Origin of the sequence: Aliidiomarina shirensis, assembly GCF_003987345.1 — a bacterium.
Taxonomy (GTDB): Bacteria; Pseudomonadota; Gammaproteobacteria; order Enterobacterales; family Alteromonadaceae; genus Aliidiomarina; species Aliidiomarina shirensis.
In genome coordinates this window covers 199,943-222,124 of the sequence record NZ_PIPP01000001.1, presented here as the reverse complement: position 1 = coordinate 222,124, position 22,182 = coordinate 199,943, and the positions used below count along the sequence as shown (strand labels likewise).

The 22,182-nt window shown below is 45.8% G+C and carries 19 protein-coding genes; 8 read left to right on the top strand and 11 right to left on the bottom strand.

Annotated elements, in window-relative coordinates; translation table 11 throughout:
• Positions 1 to 409 precede the first annotated feature (409 nt).
• From tyrR to pspA, 7 genes are all read right to left on the bottom strand, one after another.
• Positions 410 to 1,960 (bottom strand): transcriptional regulator TyrR, encoded by a 1,551-nt coding sequence (gene tyrR / locus CWE13_RS01020; protein WP_126805487.1) that lies wholly within the window; start codon positions 1,958 to 1,960, stop codon positions 410 to 412.
• 115 nt (positions 1,961 to 2,075) lie between these two features.
• Positions 2,076 to 2,417, bottom strand: coding sequence for a 4a-hydroxytetrahydrobiopterin dehydratase (locus CWE13_RS01015; protein WP_126805486.1), 342 nt, complete (start codon positions 2,415 to 2,417; stop codon positions 2,076 to 2,078).
• 82 nt (positions 2,418 to 2,499) lie between these two features.
• Positions 2,500 to 3,297, bottom strand: a complete 798-nt coding sequence (gene phhA / locus CWE13_RS01010; protein WP_126805485.1) for a phenylalanine 4-monooxygenase — start codon at positions 3,295 to 3,297, stop codon at positions 2,500 to 2,502.
• Positions 3,298 to 3,316: 19 nt separating this feature from the next.
• Complete coding sequence (gene megL, locus CWE13_RS01005; protein WP_126805484.1) at positions 3,317 to 4,507, bottom strand: methionine gamma-lyase; 1,191 nt, start codon at positions 4,505 to 4,507, stop codon at positions 3,317 to 3,319.
• Positions 4,508 to 4,739: 232 nt separating this feature from the next.
• Complete coding sequence (gene pspC, locus CWE13_RS01000) at positions 4,740 to 5,180, bottom strand: envelope stress response membrane protein PspC (RefSeq protein WP_126805483.1); 441 nt, start codon at positions 5,178 to 5,180, stop codon at positions 4,740 to 4,742.
• Between the two features lie 10 nt (positions 5,181 to 5,190).
• Positions 5,191 to 5,436 (bottom strand): envelope stress response membrane protein PspB, encoded by a 246-nt coding sequence (gene pspB, locus CWE13_RS00995; RefSeq protein ID WP_126805482.1) that lies wholly within the window; start codon positions 5,434 to 5,436, stop codon positions 5,191 to 5,193.
• Between the two features lie 115 nt (positions 5,437 to 5,551).
• Positions 5,552 to 6,259: a phage shock protein PspA gene (gene pspA / locus CWE13_RS00990; protein ID WP_126805481.1), complete on the bottom strand. Its 708-nt coding sequence runs from the start codon at positions 6,257 to 6,259 to the stop codon at positions 5,552 to 5,554.
• Between the two features lie 282 nt (positions 6,260 to 6,541).
• Here pspA and pspF point away from each other — a divergent pair, with 282 nt between their 5' ends.
• From pspF to putP, 7 genes are all read left to right on the top strand, one after another.
• The gene (gene pspF, locus CWE13_RS00985) at positions 6,542 to 7,645 is read left to right on the top strand and encodes a phage shock protein operon transcriptional activator (RefSeq protein WP_126805480.1); all 1,104 of its coding nucleotides are present in this window, start codon (positions 6,542 to 6,544) and stop codon (positions 7,643 to 7,645) included.
• Complete coding sequence (locus tag CWE13_RS00980; RefSeq protein WP_126805479.1) at positions 7,638 to 9,272, top strand: ABC transporter substrate-binding protein; 1,635 nt, start codon at positions 7,638 to 7,640, stop codon at positions 9,270 to 9,272. Before pspF ends, CWE13_RS00980 begins: the two co-directional genes overlap by 8 nt.
• Positions 9,272 to 10,303 carry an ABC transporter permease gene (locus tag CWE13_RS00975; RefSeq protein WP_126805478.1) on the top strand — a complete coding sequence of 344 codons (1,032 nt, stop codon included), beginning with the start codon at positions 9,272 to 9,274 and terminating at the stop codon, positions 10,301 to 10,303. Before CWE13_RS00980 ends, CWE13_RS00975 begins: the two co-directional genes overlap by 1 nt.
• Entirely contained in the window at positions 10,290 to 11,183 is an 894-nt protein-coding gene (locus CWE13_RS00970; protein WP_126805477.1) for an ABC transporter permease subunit, read from the top strand. The genes CWE13_RS00975 and CWE13_RS00970 overlap by 14 nt, the downstream gene beginning before the upstream one ends.
• A gap of 2 nt (positions 11,184 to 11,185) precedes the next feature.
• The gene (locus CWE13_RS00965) at positions 11,186 to 12,181 is read left to right on the top strand and encodes an oligopeptide/dipeptide ABC transporter ATP-binding protein (protein ID WP_126805476.1); all 996 of its coding nucleotides are present in this window, start codon (positions 11,186 to 11,188) and stop codon (positions 12,179 to 12,181) included.
• On the top strand, positions 12,178 to 12,993 hold the full coding sequence (locus CWE13_RS00960; RefSeq protein WP_126805475.1) for a peptide ABC transporter ATP-binding protein: 816 nt from the start codon (positions 12,178 to 12,180) through the stop codon (positions 12,991 to 12,993). The genes CWE13_RS00965 and CWE13_RS00960 overlap by 4 nt, the downstream gene beginning before the upstream one ends.
• Before the next feature lie 158 nt (positions 12,994 to 13,151).
• The gene (putP, locus tag CWE13_RS00955) at positions 13,152 to 14,681 is read left to right on the top strand and encodes a sodium/proline symporter PutP (RefSeq protein WP_126805474.1); all 1,530 of its coding nucleotides are present in this window, start codon (positions 13,152 to 13,154) and stop codon (positions 14,679 to 14,681) included.
• Between the two features lie 84 nt (positions 14,682 to 14,765).
• Here putP and rssA read toward each other — a convergent pair whose 3' ends face one another.
• The 4 genes from rssA to CWE13_RS00935 all read right to left on the bottom strand — a co-directional run bounded on the left by rssA (position 14,766) and on the right by CWE13_RS00935 (position 19,413).
• A complete protein-coding gene (gene rssA / locus CWE13_RS00950; RefSeq protein WP_126805473.1) occupies positions 14,766 to 15,752 on the bottom strand; it encodes a patatin-like phospholipase RssA in 987 nt (328 codons plus the stop codon).
• Positions 15,753 to 15,765: 13 nt separating this feature from the next.
• Positions 15,766 to 17,577: a DUF885 domain-containing protein gene (locus CWE13_RS00945; RefSeq protein WP_126805472.1), complete on the bottom strand. Its 1,812-nt coding sequence runs from the start codon at positions 17,575 to 17,577 to the stop codon at positions 15,766 to 15,768.
• Between the two features lie 163 nt (positions 17,578 to 17,740).
• The gene (recA, locus tag CWE13_RS00940; RefSeq protein ID WP_126805471.1) at positions 17,741 to 18,793 is read right to left on the bottom strand and encodes a recombinase RecA; all 1,053 of its coding nucleotides are present in this window, start codon (positions 18,791 to 18,793) and stop codon (positions 17,741 to 17,743) included.
• 116 nt (positions 18,794 to 18,909) lie between these two features.
• Positions 18,910 to 19,413 (bottom strand): CinA family protein, encoded by a 504-nt coding sequence (locus CWE13_RS00935; RefSeq protein ID WP_126805470.1) that lies wholly within the window; start codon positions 19,411 to 19,413, stop codon positions 18,910 to 18,912.
• Between the two features lie 115 nt (positions 19,414 to 19,528).
• Here CWE13_RS00935 and mutS point away from each other — a divergent pair, with 115 nt between their 5' ends.
• Positions 19,529 to 22,180 carry a DNA mismatch repair protein MutS gene (gene mutS, locus CWE13_RS00930; RefSeq protein WP_126805469.1) on the top strand — a complete coding sequence of 884 codons (2,652 nt, stop codon included), beginning with the start codon at positions 19,529 to 19,531 and terminating at the stop codon, positions 22,178 to 22,180.
• The last annotated feature ends 2 nt before the right edge of the window (positions 22,181 to 22,182 follow it).

Sequence of the window (22,182 nt, the reverse complement as noted above, 5' to 3'; positions counted from 1 at the left end):
CGTAACGTAAACTTTACATCAATAGCGCAAGCCCCAATAGCAACCCTTTCTGTATATAAATCTTTACACATTCACATCGAAGTGTCTCATATACTTTCCATAGCCGCCTAAGTTCATCGCAGAGGCTCAACCACTGCTAAGTGCGGGGGAGATAGCGTTTACGGGGGCTGAGTTTAGCGGATCAGGGTGTCTGCCGCATGGATGCGGCAGCCAAGCCCCCATGGATGGGTTCACGGCGTCCCTGAGACGCTAAACCAGCCCCCGTGAACAAAGCTATCTCCCCCGCACTCAGCGGCGGCGCTCAGGGTGTCTGCCGCAGGGATGCGGCAGCCAAGCCCCCCATGGATGGGTTCACGGCGTCCCTGAGACGCTAAACCAGCCCTCGTGAACAAAGCTATCTCCCCCGCGCTCAGCGTCGGCGTTGTTTGCCGATGCCGTAGTCGCGGAGTTTGTTGGCAATAGCCGTGTGGCTGAGCCCGAGTTTACGGGCCAGTTGCCGAGTACTTGGGTAGCTTGGATAAAGACGGCGTAATAAAGTGCTTTCAAAACGCTTCACTGCATCCTCTAGTGAGCCCTCATCAAGGTCGATATTGAGTTGGTCCGGCATCGCAGGCATCTCGGGCAAGTGAATGTCTCCCGGTTCCAAAACCGATTTTTCCAACATGGATAAAGAACGAAACAACGTGTTTTCTAGCTGCCGAACGTTACCCGGCCAACTATACTGGTTTAAATATTCACGTGTTGCCGGTGCAATCCGTACCGGTGCACGCTGTAACTGCTGGCAGAACTTATACACAAAATGATCAGCTAATAACGCCACATCACCTTTTCGCTCCCGCAATGGCGGCAACTGTAGTGAAAGAACATTTAAACGATAATAGAGATCTTCTCGAAATGTTCCCGCTTCTACGCGTTCGAACAAATCCCCGCGCGCTAAACATACCAAACGCACATCAACTTTAACCATTTGTTCTTCGCCGATACGACGAAAGCGGCCATCTTCAAGAAAGCGCAAAAGCTTAGCTTGCAATTCTTGCGACATATCACCAACGGAATCGAGCAGCACGGTACCGCCATTGGCTTGTTCAAAAATACCTTTTTTGCCTTGTGGATGATGGCTAAACACATCGGCACCGTACCCGAATAGCTCGCTCTCCGCCACGTTATCCGGCAACGCGCCGCAATTCACGGCTAAAAATGGCTGCTGGCTGCGATTACCCGCTTGGTGGCATGCTCGCGCGAAAAGTTCTTTACCAACGCCAGTTTCACCTTCAATTAACAATGGTACATCAAGCTGTGCCATTCGCTCGGCATCTTTCAGTAATCGTTTTACCGCCGAATGTTGCGTAAGTAATTGGGTAAAGGGGGAATTCGCATCACTATAACCCGGTTGTATGGGCACGGGTTCTGATTGGCAATGAATAACCGCGCCAGCAAAACTAGGTTCACCTTCGGCATCATTTACCCATATCGGTAGGATATTCGCGCGATAATTAGCAGAGCCTAATTGTAGGTATTCAGTTTTTGTTTCATGCGGGTGCTTATCCAGCCAGCGCTGCAAATTGATGCCCCCGACGAGCTCATTAATCTGTACACCTTTCAGCTCTGTTTTTTCCGCGTCAAGAAGCGCTGCAGCAGCGCTATTAATAACATCAACCCGGCCTTTCGAATCAACTGATATCACGGGATTTGGTAGCGTGCTGAGGAGTAGATTGAATTCATAATGCTCACGCTCGGTAGGCATATAAGAAATCGTTTTTACATCTTGCACATTGGGGATACGCCGAATCTTCGACATCAAGAGTTGGAATTCAGTAAACTCCAACGACGGAAAATTAAGAAAAATCTTCCCCACCGGATCTACTTCAATTCCTTTTAAATCAATTTCATTCTCGCGCAAGATACCAAGTACGTCTTGGCAAAGCCCTAACCGATCGTTACAAATAATTTCCAGGCGCATGTAATTTGGCGAAGCCACCTCAAAGAGTATGTAAAGCAAATTATACAGGGATTAGAAAAAAAAACAGCACTCCCGAGGCTCGAGAGTGCTGATAGTCATCGCGTATAACTAGCCGTTAATCGTTGAGAAGCTGGTCCGTTTTCGCCGCCATAATGAAATCATTTTTGTGCAAGCCGCCAATCGCGTGGCTCCACCAAGTAACGGTTACCTTGCCCCACTCTAGGAAAATCCCCGGATGATGGAATTCTTCTTCAGCAAGCTCAGCTAATTTATTGGTAAAGGCGAGTGCAAGTTTAAAATTCTTAAATTTATACACACGCTCAAGTTGCATCACATCATCACGAACGATGGGAGCCCAATCCGGAATTTCTCGCATCAGTTCCGCAAGTTCTTGATCCGATACTTTCGGTGCGTCTGCATGACACGCTTCACATTTCATTTCTTTTAAATCAGACATCACAATTTCCTGTAGTTACATTACTATTCTTCAATACTTTGCTGAAAGGCATAACCGACCAGTGGCGAATAAAACGCGCAAATTACGCTGCGTCCTTAGGTGGGAATTTCGGTTCAAACAAACCTAATTCCATCGCTTCCTTCACCATTGCCATAATATCCATGTCGGCTATTTCAAAGAGTTCATTCACATCTTCAATGGTGTAGTAGATAGGTTGCATTATATCAATTCGATAAGGCGTACGAAGCGCATCTAGCGGTTTCAACGGCTCACGTTCTGGTACGTCACTTTCTAGCGCGTATTTTGTTTCCCCTGGCGAAGATAGAATACCACCGCCATATATACGCAAACCTTCTTTGGTTTTTAGTAATCCAAACTCAACGGTAAACCAATACAATCGAGCTAAATAAACACGCTCTTTTGGCGTTGCTGCATAGCCCAATTTGCCATATTGATGGGTAAAGTGAGCAAATGCCGGGTTAGTTAATAGCGGACAATGGCCAAAGATCTCATGGAAAATGTCAGGCTCCTGCAAATAATCAAACTCTTCCCGTGTCCGAATAAACGTTGCTACCGGAAATTGCTTATTCGCTAAGAGTCGAAAAAACTCATCAAAAGGAATCAATGCAGGCACTTCTGCAACCTGCCAGCCCGTCGTTTCCGCCAACACCTTGTTGATTTCATATAGTTGCGGGATGCGATCGGTTGGCATATCCAACAAACGCATTCCCTCAATATATTCATCACAGGCTTTACCCGGAAGGATATCAAGCTGACGTGCAACTAAATCGTGCCAAATCTTGTTTTCTTCGTCCGTCCAAGCAATGTGTCCATTTTCATCAGATTGCTTAGAAACGTATTGGCTCGCTTTCTTTGCCATGTTTAGCTCCTCGTTTATTCTAGCTTTGCGCTAAGCTTTGCGATAAATCGCCGATGATGTCATCAATATGCTCTAAGCCTACTGAAATTCGAATAAGGCCATCGCTAATTCCGGCCTGAGCGCGAACTTCTGGGCTGAGCGGCGAATGCGTCATTGATGCTGGATGCTGAATGAGCGTTTCTGCATCGCCTAAACTTACCGCTACCTTAATCATTGTTAATCTATTTAAAAAATCAACCGCAGCTTGATAACCCGCATGTAATTCAAATGCAATAACAGCGCCTGCATGCTTCATCTGTGAACCCACAAGTTCATGTTGCGGGTGTTGTTTGAAACCAGGGTAGTAAATATCTGCCACGCTAGGATGCCGGGCTAGAAATTCAGCTACCATTTCAGCGTTGTTGCAATGCCTTTCCATACGAATCGCAAGCGTTTTTAGACCACGGGTAATAAGCCAAGCATCATGGGGAGAAATCGTGGCCCCCATGTCTTTAAGCGTTGTCATTTTTATAAGCTGAATATCTTCTGCGTTTCCGGTTATCACTCCGGCAACCACATCGCCGTGGCCATTCAAGTATTTTGTTGCACTATGAACAACAATATCGGCACCAAAATCAACCGGCTTTTGTAATAATGGCGTCATAAAGGTGTTGTCCACCACCATACGAACATTTTCTCGCCGCTTACAAACTGAGCCTACCATCGCCAAGTCGATCAATTTCAGGTGCGGGTTCGCTGGGGTTTCTAAGAATACCAACCGAGTATTCTCACGAAATGCGGCTTCCAAAGTTGCTGAATCCGTCATATCAACAAAACTAACCTCTATCCCAAAACGCTCAAATAAATGGCTAAATAAAGCGAAACTACAACCGTAAATACAATCCGAGGCGATAACGTGGTCGCCTGCACGTAAAAATGCCATGGTAGCGGCAGATACCGCCCCCATACCGGTTGCCGTTGCTGCGCCAGCAGCCATATTCTCTAATGCCGCCACCCGCTTTTCCAACATATTCACGGTTGGATTGCCTAGCCGTGAATACATGTACCCTGCTTCTTCACCCGCAAATCGTCGACCGCCGGTTTCTGCATCGGGAAATACAAAGGTAGAAGATTGATATAGTGGCGCCACTAATGCGCCGTGTTCATCAGCGGGAACGTCGCCGCCGTGGATCACCATCGTTTCCGGATGCATACTGCTAGTTGATGCCATATAAATTCTCTAATTATTGTTATTATAATGTGTAGGAGGTTTAGCTTACGGAGAGAGGGATTCTTCGGCAATCATCAGGAACTGCTTATACCACTTGTGGCTGTAAGGTAAACTTTCCAGCAATGGCTGTTCCGGCTGGGTAAGATACTGAAAGCCGCGGAGTTCGCGATTCAGAATGAAGATAATGCAGATAAACGAAGCCTCACCAAATCGGCGAGGCCTTATGCTCTAATTAGAGGCGGTTGATTTCGTGACGAACGCGAAACTCAGACGACGTTACATAACTTTCTATCGAGCGCAGTGATTTCTCCATAACTGCAAACTCGTTTTCAATATCACCCAGTGCATAGTGCGGTAATTTACCCGCTTCCCATACTTTGGTTTTTACTTCAATGGTACGGCCATCAGCGGTTCTTTCTACCCGCGTTTCTTCACGAACCGCTTGCTCTGAATGGCCAGAAGCCGCTTTAGCCTTCTTCGATTCTTTATCTAAAACTAGCCAAGCGATAACATAAGCCACTAGCGTTACTTTCGTAGCTAGAATTAACGCAGTTACTGCGATAATTCGAATAACCCAAAGCTCCCAACCGAAATAGTTCGCGATACCAGCACAAACCCCGCCGACTTTGCCGCGTTTTTCATCTCGGCGTAATTCTCTTTTACGCTCAACCATAACATTCTCCTTAGCCGCGATCGTTCTGGCGCCAGTTACTGTGCTCGGCATCGAGCAAGTTCTCTAACGTACGAATGCGGTCGCGCATGCGTTCTGCCTGGTGTGCCAGATCCCGCACTCGCTCTGCGTCTTCCTGGCTCATACCTTCACTAATTTTATTTCGGCTGCGATAATGCAGAATCACCCAAATGGGAGCCACAAAAATCACAAATAAAATCAGCGGTGCAATCAACATCGAAATCACTGCAACGTCCATATATTGTCCCACCTCTAAAAAAGGAAATTCTCTACCATCTATCATTTCAGAACCATTTTTATTATCGATTCTTAAAAGCTACCGGAATGGGAGCATTACCCACTCCGGTTGAGCCCTAAGCGTCTTTCTTTGCTGAGCTATCCGCTTTCTTCTTACTTGCGGAGTCCGCACCTTTTACACGTGCTTTTAACGCAGCAAGCTCTGCATCAACGTGAGATTCATTCTCTAACGCACGAAATTCATCGGCTAGCGTTTTTTGGCCAAGATCGTAGGCATCAACCTGTGATTCTAAACCATCAATTTTCGCTTCATAGCGATCGAATTTGTACATCGCATCTTCAATTTTAGAACTATCGAGCGTTTTCTTCACGGTTAACCGTGAACTAACAGTGCGCTCGCGCATTAAAATTGATTTCTGCCGCGCTTTTGCATCAGAAAGCTTCTCTTGAAGTTGACCAATCTCACCCGATAAGCGCTCAATGTGCTCATCAACGCGAGCAACTTCTGCGTGGATAGAATCCACTGTTTCCTGTAACTTACTCTTTTCTAGCAATGCTTGGCGAGCAAGATCATCACGATCTTTACTTAACGCAAGTTCTGCACGGCGTTCCCATTCAATCACTTCGTTTTCTAAACGTGTGAGCTGACGGTTTAACTCTTTCTTTTCAGATAACGTTTTAGCTGAAACTGAACGCACTTCAACTAATGTATCTTCCATTTCCTGAATAATCAGGCGTACCATTTTTTGTGGATCTTCAGCCTTATCGAGAAGCGAATTCAAGTTCGCATTTACGATATCAGTAAAGCGTGAAAAAATACCCATAACAATTACCTCTTAAGCAATGTATTCTTCCTGAGTGGCGCTAGAAGCATAGAACACTTCAAGAACCGACTTGAGCCCCGCAGGCAAATTGCAAACAGTAGCGTCGACTATTAAACATACAAAACCCGTGCCAACTTTTTATTTATTGGTAACTCTATGAAAGTAGGTTGTTTTTATGATGTAATGACAAACAGCATAAAATTGAATATTGTTAAAGTTAGATAATTAGACTAATAAGTAGTGAAATTAGCCAATCGTTCACAAAAACTAGGAAACCTCTCAATGTCCAGGTTTCGAGACAACGACAATTTAATCGGTCAATCGAATAGTTTCTTGGAAGTGCTTGAGCACGTATCACGCGCTGCACCTCTTAATAAACCAGTGCTCATCATCGGTGAGCGAGGCACTGGTAAAGAGTTAATTGCAGCCCGCCTGCATTACCTATCCGCTAGATGGGAACAATCTTATCTTAAATTAAATTGCGCTGCACTAAACGAAAACTTGCTTGATAGCGAGCTGTTTGGCCATGAAACAGGCGCCTTCACCGGTGCCAGCAAACGCCACGAAGGCCGCTTTGAGCGCGCTGATAAAGGCACGTTGTTTCTTGATGAGCTCGCCAATACATCGCCTTTAGTACAAGAGAAACTATTGCGAGTTATCGAATACGGTGAATTTGAACGCGTTGGTGGAACTCGCCCAGTTAAAGTTGATGTTCGGCTTATTGCCGCTACTAATGAGAATCTACCGGAACTTGCCGAACGCAATGAGTTTCGCGCTGATTTGCTCGATCGTTTAGCGTTCGATGTCATTACCTTGCCACCGCTGCGCGAGCGCCGCGAGGATATTTTACTGTTGGCTGAACATTTTGCCATTCAAATGGCCCGAGAACTCGAACTCGATTGTTTTCAAGGGTTCACTCGGCAAGCAACAGAGAGCTTATTAGCCTACCCTTGGCCCGGAAACGTTCGAGAATTAAAGAATGTGGTTGAGCGCAGTTTGTATCGGCTTAATAATGCGGCACTACCGTTACATGATATTATTTTTGATCCCTTCGCAAGCCCTTGGCAACCTAAGCAAAGCATGCGTAATACAGCGGCGGCAACTGGCTCATCACCAACAACCCCGAACGCAGCGCCTGCGGGTAAAGCAACCGATAACATGCCATCAATCAATCAGAGCGCAGCATTTAACCTTCCGGATATGAACAGTGCGTTTGATTTTAAACAGATATCGCAAGATTTTGAGGTTAAAGTACTCACTGATGCACTGGCAAGTTGCCAATTTAATCAAAAGAAAACGGCAGACCTTCTTAGCCTCACCTATCACCAACTGCGCGGATACCTAAAAAAGTACCAACTTCTTGAAGGGGCCGCACGCGATGAATAGGTTAATCAAGGGGATTTCTGCCGGCCTTGCCATTCTCGGGATAAGTGCTTGCAGCCCTGGGCCTGAAACTGAGCAGAGTTTGAATGGTTTACTTTATTGTGCGGAAGGCAACCCTGAATCGTTTAATCCTCAACTGGTAACCTCTGGTACCACACTCGATATGACATCAGCCCAACTTTATGATCGATTGTTGGAATTTGATGCCGAGAGCCAAGCGTTTTTAGGTGCCTTGGCAACATCGTGGGAAATTAGCAACGACGGTTTGCGATACCGTTTTCAACTGCGCGAGAACGTGCAGTTTCATACAACGCCTTGGTTTCAACCCACGCGATTTATGAATGCTGATGACATCGTGTTTTCTTTTGAACGCTGGCTAAAGAGCGAACATCCGTTTCACCATGTATCCGGTCGTGGTTACCCCTTTTTCCGAGCCTCGGGTTTAACCCAACTCATTCAATCCGTTACCGCTATCAACGATCACGAAGTTGAAATTAAAATTCGCCAACAAGATAGTTCATTTCTTGCCAACCTAGCGTCTGATTTCGCGATTGTTTTATCAGCTGAATATGGTGAACAATTACTAGCTAGCGGTACAGCTGAACTTATTGATACCCAACCTATTGGTACTGGCCCTTTTCAGTTTAGTCAATTTCGCAAAGACGTTATGGTTCGTTATATTCGTCATTCCGGTTACTGGCGTGAACCGTCCGCCAGCGCACAGTTAGTATTTCGCATCGCTCAAAGTGATCACAAACGCATGCTCATGCTGCTTACCCAAGATTGTGATATCTCGCCCTATCCCCCGGCTCGAGATATTCAATGGCTGCGCGATAAACCGGAAATCACTTTGCAAGATACCATTAGCCCAAATACGGCATTTTGGGCCTTTAACACAGAACGGCCTCCGTTTGATGATCCGTTGGTGCGCCAAGCCCTTGCGCATGCCGTGAATCGTAATGCGATTCTCAATACCGTGTATTTCGATCATGCCGTTCGTGCCGATTCTATATTGCCGAATACATCATGGGCGCACCATGGCACACCGAGCGCTTATCGTTATGATCCGGAAAGAGCACGTGAATTACTTGCTGAAGCTGGATATCCAAATGGGTTTAGCATGCAAATATGGGCACTTCCAGTTCAACGCGCGTACAACCCTAATGCACGGTTAATGGCTGAGCGTATTCAGGCTGATTTAAACGCCATTGGCGTGCAAGCCGGTATCGTATCCTATGAGTGGAGCACTTTTCGCCGCCGTTTAGCAGACGGCGAACATGATAGTGTGTTAATTGGTTGGTCGGCCGATCACGCCGATCCCGATAACTTCTTTCGGCCATTGCTAAGTTGTGCCGCGAAACGCTCCGGGAACAACCGAGCGCAGTGGTGTGACCCAATGTTTGATGAACTGCTTAGTGCTGCGATCTCCAGCAACGATCAAGACGTACGAAAAGCCTACTATGAACAAGCCCAAGACCATTTGGCGCGGGAAGTACCACTCTTACCCATAGCGCATTCGGTGCGCTTTCAAGCCGCTCGACAGAATATCCAAGGTTTAGAATTAGAGCCCTTTGGCGGCATTCAACTTCGGAATGTTTCTCGGCAACAGCCTGCGGTTGAGGAGCAATAATGCGAATTTATGTATTGCGCCAACTTGTGTTGTTGATTATCACGCTGTTCTTGCTCACGATTTTCGCGTTTTGCTTAAGCTATTGGTTTCCTGGCGACCCAGTTACAAATAGCAGTGGCATTTTTAGCGACGATACTATGCGCTATGCCGATGCAGCTTCATCTCGAGGGTTTGATGGTAATATTTTAGTACAGTATTGGCATTACTTAGCGCACTTGTTCAGAGGCGATTGGGGTATTTCGCTGCTCGATTCTGATCCGGTTTTCGAGCAGTTGCAGCTACGTTTCGGCGCTACCTTAGAAATCGCTGTACTAGCGATGCTCATTGCCTTGGTGCCCGGTGTGGCGTTAGGTGTTTTATCGGCCTTGAACTTCCGCAAGCCTATCGATCATACGATTTTAAGTATGAGTTTATCCGGATATTCAATACCGGTGTTTTGGTTCGCCCAAATTGCGATTCTACTCGTTGCGGTACGCTGGGGGATGCTTCCGATCGCCGGGCAAATAAACCCGTTGTTTAATATTGAAGCCGTAACCGGTTCTATCTTACTCGATATTTTTATCAACCAGCCAGAAAATATGGGCCTCGCCTTCCGCAGTGCTATTCGGCATATTACCTTGCCGGTACTGGTGTTATCGGTAATGCCAATGATGCTACTTATCCGCTTAACCCGCAGCAGCATGCTTGATGTCCTCGATAAAAATTACATCACGTCGGCTTACGCCAAAGGGCTTTCTACCCGGCGTGTGATTTCAAGCCATGCGATTCCGAATGCGATGCAGAATGTGATTCGTGAGCTTGGGAGTTTGTTAAGCCTACTCATTACCAACACCATGATCATTGAAGTGATTTTCTCGTGGCCTGGTATTGGTAGCTGGTTGATTCGAAGCATTTACGAACGCGATTACCCGGTTATCCAAGGCGGGTTACTCTTGATTGCAGCCTTAATACTGTGTGTTCATGTAGCGCTAAATCTAATTCACGCTTGGCGTTATCCGCAAGTAAGGAAGGATCTTCATGCCACGTCCTAACCTATACTACGAAGAACGCACGCCTTCCCCACTCGAACGGGTCTGGTTGGAATTCAACCGTAACCCACTCGCACGGGCGGCTTTATATATCATCATATTTATTCTCATCCTATGCATTTTTGGGCCTTGGTTAACACCTTATGGACCAAATGAACAAATACTCGACGCTATCTCGTTGCCACCTGCTTGGTCGGATGATGGCAATATTCGATTCTTGCTAGGTACCGATGAACTCGGCCGCGATATGGTAACCCGTATTATCTACGGGGCACGATATACCTTTGGCTACCCGTTTTTAGTGGTATTAGCCTCAGCGGCGATTGGTATTTCATTGGGTGCGATTGCTGCAATGACAGTTGGCGTGAAGAGCTCAACGCTAAAGCACCTACTCGACGTACTGATGTCGATACCATCATTATTACTGGCCTTGATCATTATCGCTATTACCGGGCCAGGTTTAAGCAATGCGCTCCTCGCCATAGGCTTAGTTCTCATTCCTCAGTTTTTGCATGTTACCCGAAATGCTATTCACGACGAGCGGCAGAAACCTTACGTTACCGCCAGCCGATTAAACGGCGTCAGTGATATGTATTTATTAAGTATGGTATTTTTCCCGAATATTGTGAAAGTACTGGTTATCCAACTAACTATCGGTCTGTCCATCGCTATTCTTGATATTGCGGCACTTGGCTTCTTGCGCTTAGGAGCTCAATCACCTACGCCTGAATGGGGCTCTATGCTTGCTCAAAGCTTAGAGGTGGCCTATATCACGCCTTGGGTAATGGCATTACCCGGTATTGCGTTGTTTCTTACCTTGGTAAGTGTAAATTTAGTAGGTGAAACCTTACGCATCGCGATTCAAAAGCAGTTGGAGCGCTGATTATGTTACTTGATATTCGAAATCTCACCATTTCAACCCACACTGCGAACGGCCGAGTAAATGTACTCGATAAAGTGAGCTTACAAGTAGATGAAGGTGAGATTCATACGCTCGTAGGAGAATCAGGTTCAGGAAAAAGCTTGATCGCGCGTGCCATTATGGGATTTCTCAGCCCGCGTTGGGACGTTCAAGCTGATCGCCTTTGGTTTCAAGATATTGATTTACTCAATCTAAATGCCAAGCAGCGGCGCGAAATTATTGGCGTTGATATCGCGATGATCTTCCAAGATGCAAAGAGCTATCTCGACCCTAACCTCACAATTGGAGAACAGCTAAATGAAGCCGTTCTCGACCAAGATTTATCGGCTTCCTTTTTCAAGCGTAAGGCTGAACGTAAAGAGAAGGTGATATCGTTACTGCATCGCGTCGGTATTAAAGACCATGAAGTAATGATGAATAGTTACGCGCACCAATTATCAGAAGGCGCGGCACAGAAAATAATGATCGCCAGTGCAATTGCTCACCGCCCGTTATTGTTAATTGCCGATGAGCCCACGAGCACGATGGAGCCGGCTACTCGGCAACAAATTTACCGTTTATTGGCACAGCTGCATGCGCGCTATGGCATGTCGATCTTAATGATTAGCCAGGATTTAGGCGCTATTATGCAACAAACACAACGGCTTAGTATGATTTATAGCGGTCAAATTATGGAAACCGGACCGGCCGACGTTTTACTGGCTAAGCCCGCGCACCCATACACGGAAGCACTCTTAAATACCTCATTGTATCGACACGCGGAAATGAAGCCTCGAGCACGCTTACCAACGCTAGCGGGCGCAGAACCTACCCTTCAACATTTACCGATTGGTTGTCGATTAGGCCCACGCTGCCAGTATGCACGGCCTATTTGTGTAAAAACACCGGTTCTTGAAAAGCACCGCGAGCGGCAGCTAGCGTGTCACTATCCGCTGCATCTTGAGGAGGATCACGAATGAGTACTCTTCTTGAAGTAAGAGAAATTACAAAAACGTATATTGAACGAACCAAGATTTTTAAATCGCGTAGCTTTCATGCGGTTAAACCAACCAGCTTTATCCTTGAGAAAGGCAAAACACTTGCCATTATGGGGTCTAACGGCTCCGGAAAATCAACATTAGCCGCGTTAATCAGTGGGGCTAAAACGCCAACCTCAGGCGATATATTTTTTGCCGGTGAACGCTTGATTCCTGGTGATTATCAGCAACGTTCGAAGCACATACGAATGATTTTTCAAGATGCCGATGCATCACTAAATCCCCATTTAACCTTAGGTAAACAATTAGAAGAGCCCCTACTTTTCAATACCTCGTTAAATGCCCATCAACGCCGAGAAAGAATTATTGAAACGCTGCAGCAGGTAGGGTTGCTCGGTGAGCACATGGTGTTTTATCCGCAGATGATGTCGACCGGACAAAAGCAGCGCGCCAGTATAGCCCGCGCTATTATCCTTAAGCCGGACGTACTGGTTGCCGATGAAGCGCTCGCAACACTCGATTCTTCTGTTCGTGCGCAAATTATTAACTTACTCTTGGATTTGCAGGATAAGCTTGGCATCGCCTATATCTTTATTTCGCAAAGCCCTGAAATAGTAAAGCACCTAGCCGATGAAGTGTTAGTGATGCACGAAGGCATGATTATTGAACGGGGTACCGTTGCTGAGGTATTTAATAATCCCCAGCAAAGTTATACCCAAAAACTATTGCGTTCCGAGCTTAGCAATGCCCCGAGTGGCAGCACCGTGGACGCGGCTTCCCTTGAGAAAGAGTAAAGAATTTGTTAGCGTGTTGAGCTTTCCGAGCCTTACTCAGGCGTGCATGACAGTTTTACGTGCTCTAAATACGATTTAAAAAAAATAAATCATGCAAGATTTTTACGCGACATTAATCCAATAAGAAACAGAACGCGAACTTAAATAGGAGCCTCATTGTGGAAACGGGAACGCTAGTATCATTAGCCCTATACTTAATTGCCATGCTTGGCATTGGTGTGTATGGCTATTTCAAATCAACCAGCGATTTATCTGATTACATGCTAGGCGGACGGCGTTTGGGTCCGGGGGTTACTGCTCTTTCAGCAGGCGCCTCAGACATGAGTGGTTGGATGTTAATGGGTTTACCAGGTGCATTCTATGTAGCTGGATTTTCCGAAGTATGGCTAGCCATTGGCTTGGTTATCGGTGCTTACGTTAACTATCGTGTAGTCGCCCCTCGCTTACGTATGTACACTTACATGGCCAAAGACTCGATAACCATTCCGGACTTTTTCGAGAACCGCTTTGCCGATACATCACGGCTGCTTCGTTTAGTTTCTGCCGTTGTTATTATTATCTTCTTTACGCTCTACACCTCTTCTGGCCTCGTTGCCGGTGGTACGCTGTTTGAGAACGCCTTTGGCATGGATTATCACTGGGGCCTCGTTTTAACGGCGGCGGTTGTGGTTGCTTATACCTTAGTTGGCGGTTTCCTCGCTGTTAGCATGACCGACTTCGTGCAAGGGTGCATCATGTTCATTGCATTGGTTATGGTACCTGTAGCCGCGTTCATGATTCTAGGTGGAACCGAACCGGTAACCACCGAAGTAGCCAAATTGAGCCCTGCCATGCTTGACCCATTCTACGGCGCTACATTCTTTGGGGTTATTTCGTTATTAGCATGGGGTCTTGGTTATTTTGGGCAGCCTCATATCATTGTTCGCTTTATGGCTATCCGTTCCGTGCGTGATTTTAAAGTGGCGCGCCGTATCGGCATGACGTGGATGATCGTTGCTATTATCGGCGCAATGCTGACCGGCCTTGCAGGCGCGGCCTACGTGCAAATTGAAGGCGCAAGCTTGGTGGGCAATCCATATATGAATACCGATGGAAGCCTAGCCAATGCGGAAACGATCTTTATCATCCTATCGCAAATATTGTTCCATCCATTCGTTGGTGGTTTCTTGCTCGCGGCTATTCTTGCAGCAATCATGAGTACAATTTCTTCGCAGTTGTTAGTAACGTCGAGTGCACTTACTCAAGATTTCTATAAGAGTTTCTTACAGAAAGATGCCAGTGATAAGGTACAAGTGGCGGTAGGTAGAATATCTGTGTTTGCGGTTGCTGTTGTTGCCATTGGCCTTTCTTGGGTGCCAAGAGATACCATTTTAGGCTTAGTCGGTAACGCATGGGCAGGTTTTGGTGCCGCATTCGGCCCATTGATTATTCTTAGCCTATATTGGAAGAAAATGAACCGTTGGGGTGCGCTAGCTGGCATGCTGGTAGGTGCATTTACCGTATTGTTCTGGATATACGTTCCTATTGGCGGTGAGCCATTAAGTGCTCATCTATATGAAATGGTTCCTGGGGTTATTCTTGCTACGCTTGCGATATTCATCGTTTCTCGCTTAACACAAGATCCTAACAGTGCTATTCAAAGCCAATTTGACGATATGGAAGTAGAAATGGGTAAAAACCCTGATTAATTCCTATAATCGGTAATACAAAACTAAAAACGGCCACGCAAATGCGTGGCCGTTTTCTATGGTAAACAGCTAAAATATCTTAACTTACTTGGGGTTTGGCCCTTCATTCCGGCGTTTTCTCATGATTCTTAGCTCTTCCATGATTAACGGCTTCATTTTCATCGTAGTTTCATAGCCTAGCTCAATCGCGTGAGCGCCATGATCAAACTCAAGTAAACCAATATCGCCTAATTTTGGTTGTATTAAAATATCTGGCGGATCCCCTGCCATACGTGCTTTAGTTATCCGTTCTTGCATGATATCAATGGAGCCCGCCATAACACCTAGCATTCCAGGCGATTTCGGCTGGCGGTTAAATTTGGTCTTAATTTGATCCATATAGAGCTGACTTTTCGCTAAAAACCCTTGGAACATACCGTGATCCTCAGCGTCAGATACTTCATTTTTGGCATCAGTGGCCGCTTGATCACCCGAACCGTCTGGCGATAAATTATGCGCCGGCTCTTCATTATCAACATGCACTTGAGAATTCAAATGCACTGCGATTACAAAATCAGCTTCAAGCGCTCGCGCTAATGATACCGGCACAGGGTTCACTAACGCACCATCAACGAGCCAACGCCCGTTAAATGATTTCGGCGATAGCAAGCCTGGCATTGCGCAACTTGCGCGTGCCACTGCAAACAAATCGCCTTTACGCAACCAAATTTCCTTACCGGTATATAGATCAGTAGCTACTGCACCATAACGGCACGGTAAATCTTCAATTTTCAATGCGCCAAAACGTTCACGAGCATGGTTAAAAACTCGTTCTCCCGATACCATTCCGCCACTATTAAAACCAAAATCGAGAAGATTAAATACAGCCCAACGATCCATATCGCGAACCCATTTCTCAACATCCGCCAGTTTGCCAGCTGCATAGGCTCCGCCAACGAGCGAACCAATAGATGTGCCGGTAACCACCTGAACTTTAATACCCATATCATCCAATGCGCGCAAAACACCTATATGCGCCCACCCACGAGCTGCGCCTGAACCAAGCGCTACGCCGACAACTACTTCGTTCATATCCACTGTTCCTCTATTGCTGCTGAGCAGCCCATTGTTCAATTTGTACCTCCAACACCGATAAAGGCAACGCTCCATGGCGTAACACTTGCCGGTGGAATTCTCTTACATCAAACTCTTCACCAAGTTCTTGCTCTACGTAAGCGCGCAACTCTTGAATTTTAAGCTGGCCAATTTTATACGCCAAAGCTTGGCCCGGTAATGCCATAAAACGTTCGGCTTCTGATACGGCTCGCGCTTCCGCTACCGGTGCGTTCGCGTACATGTAATCTAATACCTGTTGCCGACTCCAGCCTTTGCTATGAATACCTGTATCCACAACCAATCGAATAGAACGCCATAGTTCGGCTACATAAGCACCATAACGATCATAAGGTGTATACACGCCTAATTCATCGCCAAGAGCTTCCGTATATAAGCCCCACCCTTCAATAAACGCAGTTTCACCTCCAAAGCGACGAAAACTTGGCAAGTTTTCCATCTCTCGTTGCAGTGCCAACTGATAATGGTGCCCTGGAATTGCTTCATGCAAGGTAAGCGCTGCTTTTGCCCACGTTGGTCGAGCTGGTAAATTATATGTATTCAAATAGAAAACACCGGGACGAGATCCATCTTCGGACGGCACTGAATAGCTCCCAGAACTTGCGCTACGCTCACGGAATTCTTCTACTTTGCGAATCTCATATCCCGCTTTCGGTAGCATATCGGCAAAAAATAACTGCTCACTTCGCTTTTCAACCTCAGCCGCAAAAGCACGATAATCTGACAACATCTCTTCACGGCTACTGTAATGAAATTGTGGATCATCCCGCGTAAATTCAAAGAACTCATGCAAAGTACCGGTAAAGCCCACGTCATTCATCACCAATTTAATTTCTTCGTGAATTCGCGCTACTTCATTTAAGCCTATATTGTGTATTTCATCAGGTGTTAAATCAGTGGTAGTCCGCCAACGAACATTATAAGCATACCAATCCTTGCCGCCGGGAACCCCACCTAAACCATAGCTATCCGTGCGCGCTGCAGCTAGGTACTCACTTTCTACGAAATCACGAAGTTGCTGATAGGCAGGCAAAACCTCCTCAGTGATAATGTCGCTATAAAGTTGGCTTATTTCTAAAGTATCTTGTTCAGAAAAACTTTCTGGAACGTTATTAATCGGTTGGAAAAATAAACTATCGGTAACATCATCAACCAAGTGCGCATTAATTTGGTCTAACGTTCGTTCCATAAGCACCCGAGGCTGCGTAATATCTTGTTCCATCCCCTCACGCATATTTCTAATGACACCATCTAAAACCTTGGGTATGGCACGCATACGCTCAGCCCACATTTCATAGTCATGGCGCGTGTTAAAAGGTTGTGTCGATGTTCCCGATCCTAACATCGCCAATTGATTGGCAATATTGTAAAACTGGTTTAAAGGCATCAAATGGGAAGGATGCTCAAGTGCCTCGATCGCCATTTCACGATCACGCACAAAAATGTGGTAACTCAACTGCGCTTGCTCAGGCAATACTTCGACATCGAAACGTTTCACCGATTTCAAATATTCATCTTCTAACATACGCTTACGTTCACGATGTTCAGCGCTTAGTGTATCCGGTAATAAATCATTATATTGATGTTCGCCCAATGCCGTAGCCCGCAGAGGTTCTAATTCAATAGCCGCCGCAAAATATTCATCGTAGAGCGCATTTAGTTCTACTACAGAAGATTCAATTTGAGTTGTTGTAGGCTCTTGCTGCTTTGGGCTGCAGGCAGTTAAAGCAAGCAACATAGCAGAAAGAATGACGGCTTTATTTGTTCGATATTTCCTAAACATATTTTGAGTACCCAAGCTGATATTTGCGTTTATTTTCTATTTTATCAGAATGACACAAAGCATGGTTTTCATCTATATCGATAATTAAAAATGCGGCAATAAAAAAAGGACAAAGCGAAATGCTTTGTCCTTTTCTTTTCTCAACCTCAAAGAAGTATTAAAACTAATCTTTCATGTCTTCTTCTACAGCCATCAATGCTGGATCTTCGGCAGATTCTGTAGGCTTAAGCAGCAACATATCACGCAATTGCTTTTCAATTTCAGCAGCAATTTTACTGTTATCTGCTAAGAACTTCATTGAGTTAGCCTTGCCTTGGCCAATCTTATCGCCCTTGTAGCTGTACCAAGCGCCCGCTTTCTCAACAAGTTTATGCTTAACGCCTAAATCAATAAGTTCGCCTTCTTTGGAGATCCCTTTGCCGTACATAATCTGAAAATCAGCTTGCTTAAACGGCGGTGCAACTTTGTTCTTCACTACTTTCACACGAGTTTCGTTACCAACAATTTCATCGCCTTCTTTTAACGCACCAGTACGACGAATATCTAGACGAACAGACGCATAAAACTTAAGTGCATTACCACCTGTGGTAGTTTCAGGGTTGCCGAACATAACACCAATTTTCATACGAATTTGGTTAATGAAAATACACATGGTATTTGATTTTTTGATGTTCGCCGTGAGCTTGCGCAATGCTTGCGACATCAACCGAGCTTGTAAGCCCATGTGAGAATCACCCATCTCACCTTCAATTTCAGCTTTTGGTGTTAATGCGGCCACGGAATCAACAATAACAACATCTACGGCTGCGGACCGCACCAACATGTCACAAATTTCCAGCGCCTGTTCACCTGTATCTGGTTGTGAAACTAGTAATTCATTAATATTCACACCTAGGTTTTCTGCATAAATCGGATCCAATGCATGCTCGGCATCAACAAACGCACAGGTTTTACCTTGTTTCTGAGCTTCGGCAATCACTTGCAGTGTTAATGTTGTTTTACCACTTGATTCTGGGCCAAAGATTTCAACAACTCGACCGCACGGTAAACCACCAATACCTAAAGCTATATCTAAACTTAATGACCCCGTAGAAATAGCTTCAACGTCCATGGCGCGGTTATCACCAAGGCGCATAATCGCACCTTTACCGAATTGACGTTCGATTTGCCCTAGGGCAGCCGTAAGTGCTTTTTGTTTGTTTTCGTTAGTTGCCATGCTGAGCTCCAAATTCGCTGCATAAGATAACTAGTAGTATACTGTGTATACATACAGTATCAAGCCTGTTCGCTTATTTCTTACAAAATATTTCAAATTAACTCTATAACTATTTGTTATTTATTGAGATATTCACTAAGTATTTGTAATGAATGATCAATGGTTTGTTGCCTTACTTGTTCACGATCACCCTTAAAGTACTGGATATCGGTCCATGTGTTTTCATCTACCATAAAGCCAAAGCAAACCATGCCCACAGGCTTTTCTTTGGTTCCCCCGGAAGGCCCTGCAATGCCGGTTGTGCTAACACCAACAGATACCTTAAGCAATTTACACACGCCTGCAACCATAGCCGCCGCGCATTGGGTTGATACCGCACCGTAGTGCTCAAGGGTGCTCGCCGAAACGCCTAGCAGATTTGATTTCATTGCATTGCTATAACTGACAACACCACCTTCAAACCAGGCCGAACTACCCGGCAAATCGGTGCACGTTGCAGCGATACCACCACCCGTGCAAGATTCCGCCGTAGCCAACATACTTTTGCGGCGAATGAGTGCCATGCTGAGCGTTTTCAGCGTATCTTTATCGAATGAATTTGGTGGGTAATTTGCTATCATGGTTTACCTTAAAATAAAGCTTATCTATGATTCTATTCACATTTACTACTGAAAGTTAGCGTATAAGCGCATAGAATCAACATTCACACATTTGCACAGAAAATTATAGGCAATTATGGCTGGTTCAGCACCCAAACATACACCGATGATGCAGCAGTATCTCGCGATTAAAGCCGAGCATCCAGATATCTTGTTGTTTTATCGAATGGGCGATTTTTACGAATTATTTTTTGATGATGCCCAACGCGCTGCAGATTTACTCGATATCACCCTCACCCAACGTGGGCAATCAGGCGGCAATGCTATTCCCATGGCAGGGGTACCCTATCACGCTGTAGAAGGCTATCTAGCCCGCTTAATTAAGCTCGGTGAATCAGTAGCCATTTGTGAACAAATTGGCGATCCCGCAACCAGCAAAGGTCCGGTAGAGCGCAAGGTAATGCGCATTGTTACACCCGGCACGGTAAGCGATGAAGCCCTACTAGAACCCTATCGTGAGAATTTATTAGTCGCGATTACACAACTGCATAATGAACGTTGGGGCCTATCAGCTGTAGATATCACCAGTGGTCGTTTTTTTGTTTCCAACCATGCCAATACAGATGCGGTTATTAGTGAGCTCGAGCGCTTGCAGCCGGCCGAACTCCTATATCCGGAAAGTTTAAATCTGCCCAATGCAATTAAAGCTATTCACGGCCTGCGCCGCAGGCCTGATTGGGAGTTTGCCGCCGATAGCGCTGAACAAGCCTTACTCCGGCAATTTGGCACCCATGATTTGTCAGGCTTTGGCTTAGATGCAAATCATCCCGGTATTGGTGCCGCAGGCTGCATTTTACAATATATTAAAGACACCCAACGCTCGGCATTACCGCATTTGCAGAAAATTCAGCAAGAATTTGCTCGTGATGCTATTCACCTTGATAGCGTTACTCGGCGGAATCTCGAACTCACCAAGAACTTGCAGGGCACGAATACGCATACCTTAGCATCTGTAATCGACCAAACGAAAACGCCGATGGGTAGCCGATTGTTGCAACGTTGGCTACACCGGCCTTTACGCAATATCGATCGATTGCAGCAGCGCCTTCAAGTTGTATCAGCATTAAAAACAACGGGAGCATGGCAGGTATTACAAATGTGCTTGCGTGATATCGGTGATCTCGAGCGTATTTTAGCGCGAATAGCATTGCAAACTGCCCGCCCTAGAGATCTAACACGTTTACGGAATGCACTTTCGATACTACCTACTCTCAACCAGCATATTCGTGAGCATGAGCTGGGTAAAGTATGCCCAGAGTTTGATATATTTGAATCTGTGCATCATCTTTTGGCGCAAGCTATCAATGATAACCCACCTGTTTTAATCCGCGATGGTGGCGTTATTCGTGAAGGTTACCATGCTGATCTCGATCATTATCGTGAGCTAAGTGCGGGTGGCAATGCCGAATTGGAGCAGTTGGCGCAACGCGAACGAGTGCGAACCGGCATCCAAAACTTAAAAATAGGTTACAACAAGGTACACGGTTTTTATATTGAGTTAAGCCGGTTAGCGGCTGATCGGGTGCCACCAGAATATCAACGTCGGCAAACGCTCAAAAATGCAGAGCGGTATATTATTCCCGAACTAAAAGCGTTTGAAGAGCAGGTATTGCAAAGCCAGAGCCGTTCATTAGCGTTAGAGAAACAGTTGTACCAAAGTATCTTAGATGAGCTGCAAAGCCCCCTTGGGGAACTACAAGCTACTGCTTATCGTTTAGCTGAGTTAGATGTATTCGCTTGCTTCAGCGAACGCGCCACTACCCTGAACTATGTTCAACCAGAGTTTACTGCGGCAAATGAACTGCGCATTGAATCAGGTCGTCATCCGGTCGTTGAAGCCTTTTCAGAAACACCATTTATTGCCAATGATGTACTGTTTGATCAAAAACAACGATTAAAGATCATTACCGGACCGAACATGGGGGGTAAATCTACCTACATGCGGCAAACCGCTATCATTGCGTTACTTGCCCATACAGGATCATTTGTACCGGCAAAATCTGCAACACTCGGCCCAATAGATAGAATATTTACACGCATTGGTGCCGCTGATGAACTCGCTTCAGGGCGTTCCACGTTTATGGTTGAAATGACCGAAACCGCGAATATTTTACACAATGCCACAGCACATTCTTTGGTTCTTATGGATGAAATTGGCCGCGGCACATCAACCTATGATGGCCTATCATTGGCGTGGGCCAGTGCAGAGGCGCTAGCAGAGAAAGAAGCCATGACGCTTTTTGCTACTCATTATTTTGAGCTTACTCAACTAGCGGAACTCTTGCCCTTTACAACCAACATACACGTTGATGCTACGGAGCATGGGGATACGGTGGCGTTCTTGTATCAAATGCGGCAAGGGCCTGCAAGCCGCAGCTTTGGTTTGCAAGTTGCGCGGTTAGCGGGTGTGCCTGAGCCAGTATTACAGCGTGCCAAACTGAGGCTCGCAACACTAGAACAAAGCGATCGGGAAAAAACTAATAATAGCGTTCTCGAGAAACAGGGTTCGCAATCACAAGAACCTACGCTACTCACTGAGGAAGCGTTACAACTTCCCACGCATGCTCGTCAGCGTATTGGAAATGAGGAAGAACAAGGTACACTAGCACTCGAACCCAACCATGCACCCGATCCAAGAATATCGTTGTTAAATCAACATAATCCGGATGAGCTAACACCCAAACAGGCACTTGAGTTGCTCTATCAGTTGCAGCAAATTAAGCCTTAGCG

Coding starts and splice junctions, on each gene's coding strand:
- mutS (WP_126805469.1), top strand. CDS start 19,529: ATGGCTGGTTCAGCACCCAAACATACACCGATGATGCAGCAGTATCTC.
- pspC (WP_126805483.1), bottom strand. CDS start 5,180: ATGGTTGAGCGTAAAAGAGAATTACGCCGAGATGAAAAACGCGGCAAA.
- recA (WP_126805471.1), bottom strand. CDS start 18,793: ATGGCAACTAACGAAAACAAACAAAAAGCACTTACGGCTGCCCTAGGG.
- CWE13_RS01015 (WP_126805486.1), bottom strand. CDS start 2,417: ATGTCTGATTTAAAAGAAATGAAATGTGAAGCGTGTCATGCAGACGCA.
- CWE13_RS00965 (WP_126805476.1), top strand. CDS start 11,186: ATGTTACTTGATATTCGAAATCTCACCATTTCAACCCACACTGCGAAC.
- CWE13_RS00970 (WP_126805477.1), top strand. CDS start 10,290: ATGCCACGTCCTAACCTATACTACGAAGAACGCACGCCTTCCCCACTC.
- megL (WP_126805484.1), bottom strand. CDS start 4,507: ATGGCATCAACTAGCAGTATGCATCCGGAAACGATGGTGATCCACGGC.
- CWE13_RS00945 (WP_126805472.1), bottom strand. CDS start 17,577: ATGTTTAGGAAATATCGAACAAATAAAGCCGTCATTCTTTCTGCTATG.
- pspF (WP_126805480.1), top strand. CDS start 6,542: ATGTCCAGGTTTCGAGACAACGACAATTTAATCGGTCAATCGAATAGT.
- CWE13_RS00960 (WP_126805475.1), top strand. CDS start 12,178: ATGAGTACTCTTCTTGAAGTAAGAGAAATTACAAAAACGTATATTGAA.
- pspB (WP_126805482.1), bottom strand. CDS start 5,436: ATGGACGTTGCAGTGATTTCGATGTTGATTGCACCGCTGATTTTATTT.
- CWE13_RS00980 (WP_126805479.1), top strand. CDS start 7,638: ATGAATAGGTTAATCAAGGGGATTTCTGCCGGCCTTGCCATTCTCGGG.
- phhA (WP_126805485.1), bottom strand. CDS start 3,297: ATGGCAAAGAAAGCGAGCCAATACGTTTCTAAGCAATCTGATGAAAAT.
- tyrR (WP_126805487.1), bottom strand. CDS start 1,960: ATGCGCCTGGAAATTATTTGTAACGATCGGTTAGGGCTTTGCCAAGAC.
- CWE13_RS00975 (WP_126805478.1), top strand. CDS start 9,272: ATGCGAATTTATGTATTGCGCCAACTTGTGTTGTTGATTATCACGCTG.
- CWE13_RS00935 (WP_126805470.1), bottom strand. CDS start 19,413: ATGATAGCAAATTACCCACCAAATTCATTCGATAAAGATACGCTGAAA.
- pspA (WP_126805481.1), bottom strand. CDS start 6,259: ATGGGTATTTTTTCACGCTTTACTGATATCGTAAATGCGAACTTGAAT.
- rssA (WP_126805473.1), bottom strand. CDS start 15,752: ATGAACGAAGTAGTTGTCGGCGTAGCGCTTGGTTCAGGCGCAGCTCGT.